At 51.2% G+C, this 13,510-nt stretch carries 17 protein-coding genes; 16 read left to right on the top strand and 1 reads right to left on the bottom strand.

Annotated elements, in window-relative coordinates; genetic code table 11:
* Positions 1–101: 101 nt before the first annotated feature.
* On the bottom strand, positions 102–266 hold the full coding sequence (locus AC2T6E_RS01200) for a YnfU family zinc-binding protein (RefSeq protein WP_214551156.1): 165 nt from the start codon (positions 264–266) through the stop codon (positions 102–104).
* Positions 267–616: 350 nt separating this feature from the next.
* Here AC2T6E_RS01200 and AC2T6E_RS01205 point away from each other — a divergent pair, with 350 nt between their 5' ends.
* The 16 genes from AC2T6E_RS01205 (at position 617) to AC2T6E_RS01280 (ending at position 13,487) form a co-directional block, all read left to right on the top strand.
* Complete coding sequence (locus tag AC2T6E_RS01205; RefSeq protein WP_089600165.1) at positions 617–841, top strand: DinI family protein; 225 nt, start codon at positions 617–619, stop codon at positions 839–841.
* Between the two features lie 388 nt (positions 842–1,229).
* Complete coding sequence (locus tag AC2T6E_RS01210; protein ID WP_316468151.1) at positions 1,230–1,832, top strand: DUF1367 family protein; 603 nt, start codon at positions 1,230–1,232, stop codon at positions 1,830–1,832.
* A complete protein-coding gene (locus AC2T6E_RS01215) occupies positions 1,832–2,038 on the top strand; it encodes a hypothetical protein (protein ID WP_213751279.1) in 207 nt (68 codons plus the stop codon). Before AC2T6E_RS01210 ends, AC2T6E_RS01215 begins: the two co-directional genes overlap by 1 nt.
* A 2-nt stretch (positions 2,039–2,040) precedes the next feature.
* Positions 2,041–2,403, top strand: a complete 363-nt coding sequence (gene rusA / locus AC2T6E_RS01220; RefSeq protein ID WP_422715494.1) for a crossover junction endodeoxyribonuclease RusA — start codon at positions 2,041–2,043, stop codon at positions 2,401–2,403.
* Positions 2,400–3,233: an antitermination protein Q gene (locus tag AC2T6E_RS01225; protein WP_486690264.1), complete on the top strand. Its 834-nt coding sequence runs from the start codon at positions 2,400–2,402 to the stop codon at positions 3,231–3,233. Before rusA ends, AC2T6E_RS01225 begins: the two co-directional genes overlap by 4 nt.
* A gap of 196 nt (positions 3,234–3,429) precedes the next feature.
* Positions 3,430–3,621 carry a hypothetical protein gene (locus AC2T6E_RS01230; RefSeq protein ID WP_149376682.1) on the top strand — a complete coding sequence of 64 codons (192 nt, stop codon included), beginning with the start codon at positions 3,430–3,432 and terminating at the stop codon, positions 3,619–3,621.
* Between the two features lie 378 nt (positions 3,622–3,999).
* On the top strand, positions 4,000–4,302 hold the full coding sequence (locus AC2T6E_RS01235; RefSeq protein WP_014832171.1) for a hypothetical protein: 303 nt from the start codon (positions 4,000–4,002) through the stop codon (positions 4,300–4,302).
* Complete coding sequence (locus AC2T6E_RS01240) at positions 4,302–4,838, top strand: lysozyme (protein ID WP_038419645.1); 537 nt, start codon at positions 4,302–4,304, stop codon at positions 4,836–4,838. The genes AC2T6E_RS01235 and AC2T6E_RS01240 overlap by 1 nt, the downstream gene beginning before the upstream one ends.
* Positions 4,835–5,353 (top strand): hypothetical protein, encoded by a 519-nt coding sequence (locus AC2T6E_RS01245; protein WP_047352255.1) that lies wholly within the window; start codon positions 4,835–4,837, stop codon positions 5,351–5,353. Before AC2T6E_RS01240 ends, AC2T6E_RS01245 begins: the two co-directional genes overlap by 4 nt.
* Before the next feature lie 1,264 nt (positions 5,354–6,617).
* Entirely contained in the window at positions 6,618–7,616 is a 999-nt protein-coding gene (locus AC2T6E_RS01250) for a terminase small subunit (RefSeq protein ID WP_486690268.1), read from the top strand.
* The gene (locus AC2T6E_RS01255; RefSeq protein ID WP_089600154.1) at positions 7,594–8,901 is read left to right on the top strand and encodes a terminase large subunit domain-containing protein; all 1,308 of its coding nucleotides are present in this window, start codon (positions 7,594–7,596) and stop codon (positions 8,899–8,901) included. Before AC2T6E_RS01250 ends, AC2T6E_RS01255 begins: the two co-directional genes overlap by 23 nt.
* A 1-nt stretch (position 8,902) precedes the next feature.
* The gene (locus AC2T6E_RS01260; protein ID WP_089600153.1) at positions 8,903–10,291 is read left to right on the top strand and encodes a DUF4055 domain-containing protein; all 1,389 of its coding nucleotides are present in this window, start codon (positions 8,903–8,905) and stop codon (positions 10,289–10,291) included.
* 1 nt (position 10,292) lies between these two features.
* Positions 10,293–11,390 carry a phage minor head protein gene (locus tag AC2T6E_RS01265; RefSeq protein WP_089600151.1) on the top strand — a complete coding sequence of 366 codons (1,098 nt, stop codon included), beginning with the start codon at positions 10,293–10,295 and terminating at the stop codon, positions 11,388–11,390.
* 80 nt (positions 11,391–11,470) lie between these two features.
* On the top strand, positions 11,471–12,241 hold the full coding sequence (locus AC2T6E_RS01270; RefSeq protein WP_042713362.1) for a hypothetical protein: 771 nt from the start codon (positions 11,471–11,473) through the stop codon (positions 12,239–12,241).
* A gap of 11 nt (positions 12,242–12,252) precedes the next feature.
* The gene (locus AC2T6E_RS01275; protein WP_429165771.1) at positions 12,253–13,206 is read left to right on the top strand and encodes a major capsid protein; all 954 of its coding nucleotides are present in this window, start codon (positions 12,253–12,255) and stop codon (positions 13,204–13,206) included.
* A 2-nt stretch (positions 13,207–13,208) separates the two neighbouring features.
* The gene (locus AC2T6E_RS01280; RefSeq protein ID WP_429165914.1) at positions 13,209–13,487 is read left to right on the top strand and encodes an Ig-like domain-containing protein; all 279 of its coding nucleotides are present in this window, start codon (positions 13,209–13,211) and stop codon (positions 13,485–13,487) included.
* The last annotated feature ends 23 nt before the right edge of the window (positions 13,488–13,510 follow it).

A 13,510-nucleotide genomic window follows, 5' to 3' on the forward strand; every position in this document is an offset into this window, starting at 1 on the left:
ATGCGAAATCAGTTCAGAAACGTTCTCTCAGGATGGGCGTAAGGCATCGGGGATTTGACAACTGCTGATATTATATTAAGTGTAGAACATCGGCTGTGAAGCTAGCGCGGAGAGATAAAAAGTGCTTTACACCCCGGACAAAGCATGGGGCTTTTTAGACGCAGTTTAGAGGAAGGCTGAGCGGATTTTAAGCCGCAAACAGGGCAGGTGACAGTTGTGGTTAATACGCTTCCAAAAAGTTTCATTGTGTAATCGATAACGGACATGATTATTAGCCTCTCAATGAATGTATTTCACTCTATCACATTTGGCTAAAATTAAACCAATTTAATAATCACCCAATTTTTTAACATAAGTGAGGTTTTTTTCTCTTTTCTAACTCATCGCTTTCATGTCCGTTTTTGAAGCGAATGAATTCCAACCTTTTAAAATCCTTATGCTATTTTGCAACTCAAGATGAGTTTTATCTAGGTTACCGCCTGGATTGAACGCTTGATTTTTTCTACAAGAAAAATCGGTTGATTCACATTCGATGTTCTGAAAGCGTTGCAAAATCCGTAAGATAAGTTTATAAATATACTGTATATGCATACAGTAATTCATTGCGGAGGGAAAAATGAAAATCGAGTTAACCATTGATCGCATGAAGAAACTTCCTGATGGAGCTATACCTGCGCTCGAGTCAGAACTGCTCAAAAGACTCAGCAAGCAGTTTGATGATTGCCTGCTAACGATTAAGCGTGCCAGTAATGATGGTTTGACTGTTTTCGGGGGCGACAAGAAAGAGGTCGAACATATCGTGCAGGAGACCTGGGAAAGCGCGGACGAGTGGTTTTATTAATCGCGTGAATTTCACTGGAGCAGTTTCAAAGAGTATCGCTGTTTGCGTTCCCCTGGCTGTTCCCGATTACTGTTTACCGCGTCATTAAGTCGCTCTGGGGGAAATAGTGTGTAGTGAAGATGCCTTTAATGCAGATGATCAATGGTACGACGTGGTCAGAAGGGCCGATAAAGCAGTTATCTATAGCTTCCCGGCTGAAGGGAGATATCTGGTTTATCGAGTAAATGGAATAGTTTCATTACGACCGTTACTCGAAGAGGAAGAAATCTTCACTTTCAACGGGTTTATGCAATTTGCAAAACGGCTTGGGTACCGAATTACACCACCGTCTGATATTATTCTTTCATAGGCCTGAACAACCTATACCTGATGCGCCACGGAGAGAACCATGGCGCTAGAATTACAACTTATAAAACACCACTCAGGAATACTGATCCCGGCTACGCCCGAGACCAGCGATATCCTGCAATCAAAAACCCGACTCGGCGATGTTCTTGTTGCCGAGTTCAGGCGGGTCCGAAACCCGGCATTTCATCGGCGCTTTTTCGCGCTTCTTAATCTCGGATTTGAATACTGGGAACCAACCGGCGGGGCTATCTCGAGTAACGAGCGGAAGCTGATTACCGGCTACGCCAAGTTCCTTGCTTCTTATGGCGGGAATGAGGGCGCGCTGATCGATGCAGCTGAGCAGTATCTGGAACAGGTTGCTTACCGGCGTGTCACGAACGGCATTAGCCTGTGCAAATCCTTCGATGCTTATCGCTCATGGGTGATCGTCGAGGCAGGGCACTTTGATGCCATTCAGCTACCTGACGGAACACTAAAAAAACATCCTCGTAGCATCTCATTCGCCAACATGGACGAACTCGAGTTCCAGCAGCTCTATAAAGCTGCACTCGATGTCCTCTGGCGCTGGATCCTGTCCCGTTCATTCCGCAGTCGTGATGAGGCAGAAAATGTCGCCGCGCAGCTGCTTGGCTTTGCGGGGTGATGGACATGAAATATACCTGGTTCCACCACACCGATTGCAGCACCGAACAGGCCGACGAATTGGTTAAGCGTTACAAAGCGCGCGGCGTCCGGGTTGAGCGCAGCCTTAACCAGGATTACGTGACCTGGACTGTAAGTGCATTCCTTCCGACCTCAAATACACCAGCGCGCCCGGATAGCCGCTGGCGAAACCGGATGTGGGGGTGAACGTGAAGACATATCAAATCACTTTGCCCTGGCCGCCGAGCAACAACCGGTATTACCGGCACAACCGCGGGCGAACTCACATTAGCGCCGATGGCGTCGCGTACCGTTATGCGGTCGCAAGTGTCATTCGAAGCGCCCGGCTTAATATCCGAACGGCTGCACCACTCAAAATCCGAATTGAATGTCACATGCCCGACCGCCGGCGCCGCGATCTGGATAACCTGCAGAAAGCTGCATTCGACGCTCTAACCAAGGCGGGATTCTGGCTGGATGACTGCCAGGTTGTCGACTATCGCGTTGTGAAAATGCCTGTCGTTAAGGGCGGGAAGTTAGAACTCACCATTACCGAGCTGGAGATCGCATGAATCTTGAAAATACCCTCAAATATCACTTCGCCAAATCGACAATGATCAGTGATTCTCCGCGTACAACGGCGTCTGACTCATTAACCGGAACGGATATCATGGCCGCTATGGGCATGACGCAGGAACGGGCCGCCATGGGTTACAGCGCCTTTCTCGGGAAGATGGGTATCAGCAACAATGACCGGGAGAGGGCGATCGAACTGCTGGCCCAGTACGCCCTGACCAGGTGCGACCGGGTTGCTGCGCTTCGCAAACTGGATGCCGGGGTTAAACCACTGGTGATGCATCAGCTGGCCACCTTCGCGTTTGAGGACTATTCCCGCAGCGCCGCCAGCGTGAAGCAATGCGATGGCTGCAAAGGGGCAGGGTTTATTGACGCTGAGGTTTTCAGCATGAAGTCTCACACGCCGACAAAAGAGAAGAAGTTCGTGAAGATGTCTTTGCACGTGGGTGTCGAGAATATTCGACCTTCTGAGTATGAGGTGCGTAGGCAGGTCATGGAGGTAGCGCGCGTTCTATGCCCTCAGTGTAAGGGTAAGAAGGTTGTAAGTTGCGCCTGTAAAGATTGCCATGGACGCGGGAAAGCCGTTAATCAGGCTCTTACAGAACTGCAGGGCGTTCCGGTTCTGGCCGATTGTAAGCGCTGCAGGGGGCGCGGATATGAGCGAATCTCTTCCACTGAGGCTTACGCCGCGGTGTGCCAGATGACTGATGCAATCAGCCTCGATACCTGGAAGAAGTCAGTTAAGCCATTTTACGATCAGCTACTCACCAAGTTTGATATCGAAGAAGCATGGGCAGATGCGCAGCTGAAGCAGATAACAAAGTAGGGCATTATTTTATCGTGAGCTATTTACTTTTCCCGAATCTGTGGTAATTTTGCTCTAACGATGGGTTATTGCATTCGTTTAAAGCCCTGCGGTTAGCCCCGTGGGGCTTTTTGCTTCATAGCGATTTTAGAATTTCTAAAACCATCACTATTCATTGCCTCTTATACTTTCTATATCGAAAAGGAGGGGGGTAATGATGAGAGAAGGCTATTACTGGATTCAGTACAATGGCAGCAGGCAGATCGCTTACTACGTGCACGAAAAAATCGACGATTTAGAGTCGGGTGAAACTATCTACGGAGCATGGTATGTGACTCGTGGAGATGATCTCGCCAACAATGGAGAGGTCGAAGTGATAAGTGGACGTATTGAAGAGCCAAAGCTGTAACGGACAATTAAGTTAAGTAGCAACCTCGACGCAGTGCGAGGTTTTTAAATTTCTGCGGGATAGTAATCGCTTCGAGTTTAAAAAAGTGCGGAGAACGACATCAATCCTCTCCGCATTAATAATGCCAGAGCATGCCCGCTTATAAGTCTTGTATCCCTAAGAAAATAAGTTTTTAAATTAACGCAAATGATAACATTTAAAAACTATGTGAATAGTTAATTATTTTAAAGAGTTAAATAGCTCTACTTAAGGATTATTTAATTTATTGCACTCCTCATGAGAAGGAAGCTCCAGCAGGTTTCAATCATCCTAAGGCTGCCGTTTGGCGGCCTTTTTTATTTCTAGCAACAGCACCCGCACTTAGCGAGGTGAGAGACCATGAAAATGAATGATTCAGGGAACATCTTCACGCAGTTCTTCGCGTGGGTAGCAGCTCTGGCGTCAGCCATTGGATTTACCACTCAGGATCTGGTGTTCATGTTCTTTGGCGCTGCTGGTCTGCTTATCTCGCTAGCCTCGTACATTAACGGGCGGGTAGATGCAAACCGCAGGCGTAGAGAGGATGAGAAGCGAACAAAAATGGTCAATGACTACCTGAAAGGCGTTGGTGATAAACCCCTTCACGAGCGTCCTGCTGCTGCAAGCGTGGTCGTTGAGGCATTACAAAAGGAAGGTGAGTGATGGGATCCAGAGCAAAGTTGAGTACCGCAGTTCTGGGGCTGATACTAGCTGGTGCTCCTGCATCCGTAATCCTCGACCAGTTTCTGAATGAGAAAGAGGGTAACAGCCTCACGTCCTACAAAGATGGTGGCGGTATCTGGACTATTTGCCGCGGCGCAACGATGGTTGATGGTAAACCGGTTGTGCAGGGCATGAAATTGACTCAGGCCAAATGCAATCAAGTGAACGCCATCGAACGCAATAAGGCTCTGGCGTGGGTTGATCGCAATATTATGGTACCGCTTACCGAACCGCAAAAAGCCGGGATCGCATCTTTTTGCCCGTATAACATCGGGCCAGGTAAGTGCTTCCCGTCCACGTTCTATAAGCGCATTAATGCCGGTGACCGCCGCGGGGCATGCGAGGCAATCCGCTGGTGGATTAAAGACGGTGGTCGCGATTGCCGCATGACTAAAGGTCAGAAGAACGGCTGCTACGGTCAGGTAGAACGGCGCGACCAGGAAAGCGCGCTGGCGTGCTGGGGGATCGACCAGTGAAATTTAATCTTTTACCAATCGCGGTTGTGGTTATTGCTGGTCTGTCAGTCGCACTCGTTAAAAGTTGCTCAGACACCAACGGCCTACAGAGTGATAACGAGGTTCTGCGCAGTGACAATGCTCTGCAGGAGCAGGTAATCGCTACTCAGGCATTCAACTTCAATCGATTCAATCAGGTTGCAGAACATGCCAACAGGCTTAACTCCCTGATCGACACCAGCACCGAAGAAACCGTAATCGAATACCGGGAGATTCTCCGCCGTGAAAAAACCTGTGATCTGCCTGTTCCTGCTGACATTGCTGGTGGGCTGCTCGAATACGCGCACCGTTTACGTGCCAGCGCCATGCACACCGATTCCAATGGACCTGACACAGCCGATGATCGTGCCATTGCCACCAGCTCCATGACGTACTGCCAGGCAGTCTTGTGGATTAAGCCGCTACTGGCCGTAATTGAGAAGGGCAACAATAATTTCGCTGGCATAAGGCAGATCGAGCAGGAAAGAAAGAACTAGGGATGGCTCGTCCTTGAGCACACGGGTATTTCTGAACGACGGCTTTAACTGACATAGTAAAGCCTACGTTAAATTTTAGATAATACAGGAGAGTTGACAACCTAAAACGGGAGTTTTTGAAAATAAAACCGCCTGGAAAGCAATCAGAGTATCAATAAAACCCTCTCTTTTTATGAATAATTTCATTGGGTTTGGGTTCTCGCTATCATAATCATGAGTAGCCTAGCACTTAACTGGGAATCAACAAGCGCAAGTGGTAGTGATTGAGAATTTCCTTAGGTTTGGCCTGTGGTGAGCATTGGCTAAGATTGCTGATAGGTTGCTTTTTAGCGCACCAGATATGTTCTGGCTCAAAGCACGTCGCCACCTGTTGATTGACGTATAGCCAGTATGTTTTGTAGATTACGCTGATTGGTGCTATGAAAGGTGACAGCAACCTCGCTGGCATTGGATAAGTAGAACATAAGAGACCAGTCCCTTCTGGTGGAAGGGAGGCCACTGATTGATACAATCTACACGAACGTTCAACTTGCAGATATTGGGTGGCAGGCGTTTATCGTTAGAAATATATAAAAATTTTGTAGATAAACGCTATCATTGGTGTATAACCCAATAAAAGAGTAACATTTGAATGTTGATCTTAAATGAAAACATCAATGACTTATTGTTTTTTCTCAGTCTTTCATTAGTTGTGCTTTTTTTGAGCTTGGTGCTGATTTCATATGGCCTTCAAATGAAAAGGCTAACGCTCTTATGTGTTTTTCTTTTGATGATTTCAAGTGTCGCTGCGGTGATGCATTTTTGAATCATAAATCTATGTTATAAGGGTGGGGAAGGTGTTTTCAGTAGTAGACTTTTCGACTTTAACAATTTTTTTTATTGGCCTGTCACCGGTCCTTTGTCTGATATTATTTGCAGAGTCGATTTACCTGTTTAGACTAGGTTACAAGGTGCTGGCTAAAATATTCTTGTTTTTAGCTATATTGCTAGGCGTCCCAACTTTAATAATAACAAATGTGTTATCAGCCTAGTTAAATTTTGGAAATATCACTCGTGGTCACTAATTGCTTGCAATAATATTGAGTAGCATTAGTCAGGTGCGCGAGATGCCGGGTAAAACCGAACCGGACGAAGCGTAACACTGCTATAAGCTGGAGGATGGCGCAGACGACCTTCATCTTCTGGCTCAAGGTTTCGAATCCCTTCGTGATTACCACACCCAAGCCACTGGCATCCGCTGGTGGCTTTTTTATTGGAGTAAGTAATGGCAAAACCGGACTGGGGCGAGCTTCAGCAACGGTTCCTGTCCGAACATGCCGCAACTGGCGTATCACCGAAGGATTGGTGTGAAGCGCAGGGACTGAACTACGCGACCGCGCGCCGATATATCAAAAAACCTTCTGCGCAAACTCCGCAAACTACGCAAAAACATGCGCAGAAAAAAATGCGCACTGCGCAGAAAGATAAAAGCGCAAATGAGCTGGTGGATGATGATGGACTTACTGCTCAGCAGCGCTTATTTGTCGCGGAGTACCTAAAGGATGGTAACGCCACCGCTGCCGCTGCACGTACTGGTTATAGTGACCCAAACTACGGTCGTCAGCTCATAGCGAATCCTAACGTTGCGCAGGCTATTGCGCAGCAGCAGAAAGCCTCCATTGCGCGCACGCTTGGCAGTGCCGATGAGGTCCTCGCGCAGATGTGGCAGCTTGCCACCTTCGATGCAAACCAGCTTTCGCAGTATCGCCGCGGTGCCTGTCGTTACTGCTGGGGCTTCGGCAATCAATACCAGTGGCGCGATGCAGTTGAGTTTGAAGAGAAGCGGCTTGAATCTACAGACCGCGATAAACCTGAGCCAGTCGATGTGGGCGGTTATGGCTATGACCATAATCGAGAGCCTAACCCAGAATGCCCGCGCTGCAATGGTGACGGCATTGGGCAGCCTTACTTCCCTGACACTCGCAAACTCCCGGCAGCTTCTCGGCTCGCTTACTCCGGCGTGAAGGTCGGCAAAAACGGCGTCGAAATTACAGCAATCAGCCGCGAGCGGATGTTCGAAGCGGTAATGAAGCGCCTGGGCCTGGCCGATAGCGAGTTCGCCCAGCGCCTGCAGCAGATTGAAATCGAACGCCGGCAGCTTGAGGTCGAGAAACTCCGTAAAGAGCTGGCCGGTGATGGTGAGGACGATGAACCAACCCCAGTGCAGATCAATATCAACGTAGTGGATGCGAGGGCAGACGATGGGGATCAGCCCGACACTTAACATTCCTCAGGCGCGCTTCCTCGCGATGCAGCACAAATTCAAAGCCTATGTTGCCGGGTTCGGTTCGGGTAAAACGTGGGTGGGTTGTGGCGGCATCTGCAAAGGGATGTGGGAGCACCCGAAGATTAACCAGGGCTATTTCGCGCCGACTTACCCGCAGATTCGTGACATCTTCTACCCGACAATTGAAGAGGTAGCCTTCGATTGGGGGCTAACCGTCAAAATCAACGAGGGGAATAAAGAGGTTCACTTCTACGAGGGGCGACGGTACCGCGGGACAACCATCTGCCGCTCAATGGAGAAGCCCGGCTCAATAGTCGGTTTCAAAATTGGTAATGCGATGGTGGATGAGCTGGATGTCATGGCGGCGGCCAAAGCACAGCAGGCATGGCGAAAAATAATTGCTCGTATGCGCTATAAGGTTGATGGACTGCGTAACGGCATCGATGTCACGACTACGCCGGAGGGCTTCAAGTTCGTCTACCAGCAGTTCGTGAAGGCGGTGCGTGAAAAGCCAGAGCTTGCGGCCCTGTACGGTCTGATTCAGGCCAGCACATTCGACAACGCAAAGAACCTTCCGCCTGATTACATCCCGTCGCTGCTGAGCTCTTATCCAGACGAACTGATTCAGGCATACCTGCGCGGAAAGTTCACGAACCTCAATAGCGGGACCATTTACCACACGTTCAACCGTAAGCTGAATAACTGTTCTGACGAGATTCAGGATGGGGATCCGCTGTTCATTGGTATGGATTTCAACGTGGGGAAAATGGCCGCGATTGTTCACGTAAAGCGTAACGGTCTGCCGCGTGCGGTTCGTGAGCTGGTGAAGGTCTACGACACGCCGGCGATGATTAAGCGCATTCAGGAAGAGTTCTGGCGCTACGAGGATGGTCGCTACGTTAAAAGCCGGGAGATTTACATCTATCCGGATGCCTCTGGCGACTCACGCAAATCGCAGAACGCCAGCAAGACCGATATCGCTCAGCTCAACGATGCCGGATTCAGCGTCATCGTTGATGATGCCAACCCGCCTGTTAAAGACCGCATCAACTCGGTGAACGCTATGTTCTGCAACGCCAACGGCGAACGCCGCTATCTGGTTAACGTGCAAAACTGCCCGGTCTATACCGAAAGCCTTGAACAACAAATCTGGGCGGCCAATGGCGAACCGGACAAATCAGCTGATAACGATCACCCCAATGATGCTGGTGGGTACTTCATCGTGAAGGATTACCCCATCGTGAAACCGGCATACTCAATCACCATGGATACCACTTTCTGATATGGCAAACGACGACATCACCTGGGTTCGACCAGAACACCGGGCGGCTTCTGCTGCCTGGCGGAAATACAGGGACTTCTGCAAAGGGGCTGAGGCTGTAAAGGCCGGGGGTAATAAATATCTGCCTTATCTCGACCCAACCGATAAATCCACGCGCAACCGCAAACGTAACGAAGACTATTTGAGCCGTGCGGTGTTCTATGCCATTGCAGGCAATACGAAGATCGGCATGCTTGGAATGGCGTATCGAAAGGATCCCACTTTCAACGGTCCGGAGAAGCTCAAATACCTGTTAGACAATGCTGACGGGGCCGGTACAAGTATCTATCAGCAGTCGCAGCTGGTGGCCGAGAACGTGCTGGAGGTTGCGCGAGAGGGGCTTTATGTCGACTATGCAGAAGCCTCCGACGAGGCGATCATCCTCCGCTATCCGGCAGAGAACATCATCAACTGGAGAACAAAGCGTATTAACGGGCGCGATCAGCTGGTGCTGGTGGTCCTGCGTGAATGCGTAGAAGAGCCGGATGGTTACGCTTACAAGGATGAAATCCAGTACCGCGAGCTGGCGCTGGAAGAAGGGCGGTTCATATGCCGCGTATGGCGCCGGGCTGGTGGCACAGCAAGCGGAACCTACACCATCGATAGCGAATATCATCCTAAGCCTAAAGGGCAGGACTACTGGGATGAAATCCCATTCACATTCGTCGGCGCCCAAAACAACGATCCCACTATCGATGATTCACCGCTGGCTGCTCTGGTGGAGATAAACCACGGGCATTACCGTAACAGTGCTGACTATGAAGACAGCGTGTGGTTCTGTGGCCAGGTGCAGCCGTACATGACTGGGCTCGATACCGGCTGGCGCGACCACCTCGAGAAGAAGGGGGTGAAAATTGGTTCCCGATCACCGCTTTTGCTTCCCAAGGAGGGCTCGTTTGGCTATGCCCAGGCGCAGCCGAACATGCTGGCTAAAGAGGCCATGGACAGCAAACGCGATTACATGGTGCAGCTGGGCGCCCGACTGATTGAGCAGAACGCCACGGCGAAGACGGCAACCCAAGCGAGCGGGGAGCAAACATCATCCACATCGGTGCTCGGTATTTGCGTCTCAAACGTTTCTGAGGCCTATACGCTGGCGCTGGGATGGTGTGCGAAATACCTGGGCATCATGGGCGAATCGACGAGCTACACGATTAATCAGGAATTCATTGCGAAGGTTGCCGAGTCGGGCATGGTGACGGCAATCGTCAACGCCTGGCAGTCCGGTGCGCTGCGCGATAGCGATATGATTCGAGCACTACAGAAGCTCGATCTCATTGACCCGGCCGACAGTCCGGACGAGGTTATTGATACGCTTCGCAATCAGGCCCCAACGCTGACCGGGGGCTAATATGGCAACCGTGAACGAAAGCCTGCGGGATGAGGCTATTGCTCATTCCGTCTGGATTAGCCGCTATGCAACAGGCGTGGCAAACCGGATGGTGAAGTTGCTTAACGAGACGGATGCTGACCTGTCGGCACGTCTACTGGATGCGCTGGACAGATTGCCTCCTGAGAGCTTCACCGTTAGCCGTCTGCAGAGTTTACTGGGCAGCGTGCGTGAGCTTAACCATCAGGCCGTAGCCACCATGCAGGCAGGGCTCGAAAATGAGCTGGTGGCGCTGGCAAAGAACGAGGCCAGTTATCAGATGAGCCTGTTCGATTCCCTTCTGCCATCACAGGTCCTGTCTCACTATCCGCTGCAGGGCATTACCGCCGATATGGTGTATGCCGCGGCCATGGCGCAGCCCTTTCAGGGGCGACTGCTGAGTGAGTGGGCTGATAATCTGGAATCGGACAGGCTGGCCCGTATCGTGAACGCCGTCCGCAGGGGGTATCTTGCCGGCGACACGGTAGAAACAATAGCGCGCAATGTTCGTGGCCACGCCAACAAAGACTATCGCGACGGCGCGCTGCAGATGAGTAGGGCAAACGCTGCCAGCATCGCTAAAACAGCCGTGAATCATCTGGCTGCCACAGCACGCAACAGCTTCACCAGCGCCAACAGCGATATCGTAAAAGGCAAACAGTGGCTATCTACGCTGGACAATAAAACCAGCCACGACTGCATTATTCGTGACCTCTTGCGTTACACCCTGGATAACAAACCGGTCGGGCATAAGGTGCCTTACCTGCAGGGACCCGGGAAGATTCATTTCTGCTGTCGTTCTACTGAAACCCTGATTCTCAAGTCGTGGCGCGAACTCGGCATCGATATCGACGAGATGGACGAGGGGACTCGTGCCAGCATGGATGGACAGGTACCGGGGAAAACTTCGTATCTGGAATGGCTCGCGCGCCAGCCGGCACAACGCCAGGATCAGGTTCTGGGTGCCGAGCGTGGACGTCTGTTCCGCGCGGGTGAAATCGACCTGGCGGATATGTTCACTGACAAAGGCGAATGGATCAGCCTGGAACGTCTGAAACAGCTCTCAGGTACTGACTACTAACAACCATTACTTTCTTCACGCCCTGGCATCCGCCGGGGCTTTTTTATGGGCGAGGCCCGGCAAAATCCCGAGGGGAAATTATGTTAATTCGAAACATGCTTCTGAAATATTACGCACCTGAAAGCGGCGGTGAGGGCGGCGGTGGCGGTGGTATCGAAATCACGCCAGAAATCCAGAAGCTGATTGATGAGCGTGTGTCCAGCGAAGTAACTGGCCTGAAATCGAAAAACTCTGAGCTGCTGGGCACCATCAAGCAACAAAAAGAAAACCTGTCTCGCTTTGATGGTATCGATCCTGATGCAGTGCGCGGGATCCTCCAGCGTTTTTCCGACGACGAAGAGGCAAAGCTGATTGCCGCCGGAAAAATCGATGAGGTGCTAGATAAGCGCACCGAGCGTCTGCGTGCTGACGTTAATAAGCAGATTAAAGCCGCAAATGAACGCGCGGACAAAGCCGAAGCGTTCTCCAACAAATTCCGGGACCGCGTCCTAGGTGATGCAATCCGAGCTGCAGCCGCGAAGACAGGCGCGCTGCCGGAAGCATCAGACGATCTGATCCTGCGTGCCAAAGGCACATTCCAGCTCAACGACGAAGGCGAGGCCGTAGCAGTTGATGCAAATGGCGATGTTCTGTTCGGTAAAGACGGCAAAACTCCACTAAGCCCGCTTGAGTGGGCGGAGTCTCTTAAGGAGACGGCTCCGCATCTCTTCCCACGCGCAGAAGGCACCGGCGCGGGCGGACACAAACCAAACGGCGGTGGCAGCCTGAAACGTTCCGAAATGAGCGCCAGCGACAAAGCGGACTACATCCGCAAGCATGGCCAGCAGGCCTTCCTCAAACTTCCGAAATAAGGGATTAACCCATGTCTACCACTGTTAATACCGACCTGATTATTTATGACGATCTGGCGCAGACCGCTTTCCTCGAGCGCCGCCAGGATAATCTGGAAGTGTTCAACGCTTCCTCCAACGGTGCGATTTTGCTGGATAACGAACTGATCGAGGGCGATTTTCGTAAGCGTGCTTTCTATAAAGTTGGTGGTTCCATTGAATCGCGCAATGTGAACTCTGTCGATAAAGTCACCGGTAAAAAAATTGGTGCCGGTGAAGCGGTATCCGTTAAAGCACCGTGGAAATACGGCCCGTATGAAACCACGGAAGAGGCCTTTAAACGCCGTGGCCGCTCCGTTGATGAGTTCTCCGAAGTGATTGGCGTTGATGTCGCAGATGCCACGCTGGAAGGCTACGTGAAATACGGCCTGAAAGCGCTGACTGCGGCGATTGGTGCTAACCCCGACATGGTCGTAACCGCCGATATTGAGACCGACGGTAAAAAGACCCTGACGCGCGGCCTGCGTAAGTACGGGGACAAGTTTAACCGCGTGGTTCTGTTCGTGATGCACTCTGCCACCTACTTCGACATTGTTGATGAGGCGATTGCCAATAAAATCTACGAAGAAGCGGGCGTGGTGGTTTACGGCGGGCAGCCAGGCACGCTGGGTAAACCTGTGCTGGTGACAGACACCATGGACGCTGATGCGATCCTTGGGCTGGTGGCTGGTGCGGTTACCGTCACCGAGTCTCAGGCGCCGGGCTTCCGTTCCTACGATATCAACGATCAGGAAAACCTTGCGGTTGGCTATCGTGCTGAAGGCGTGGTGAACGTTGATCTGCTGGGGTACAGCTGGGATACCGCCAAAGGTGATAACCCTGACCTGACCGCCATCGGTACTGCGGGCAACTGGAAGAAACACTTCACCAGCAACAAATCTACGGCAGGCGTGCTGATTAAGCTGGAATCCGCTGCGGGGGAGTAACGCTGTCAGCGGATAAAACCTCCGCAACTGCTGACAGCACAGACGCGGTAACTGTTTCTCTGAAGTACACGCTGAATGGCTCCGGTGTATCCGGTAAAACCGTCGCGTGGACGTCCACAGGTGGCACGCTCAGCACGGCCAGTTCTCAAACAGGCTCTGCTGGTGGTGCAACGGTGAAACTCACATCAGACGTTGCTGGAACCTTCACGGTAACCGGCACGGTTGAAGGAGTGGCGAATACCACTGATGAGATCACCTTCACTGCGCCTGCCGGAGAATAACGAATGGGGCGAAACCCCCATAA

Source organism: Enterobacter sp. B79-1, from assembly GCF_057444735.1.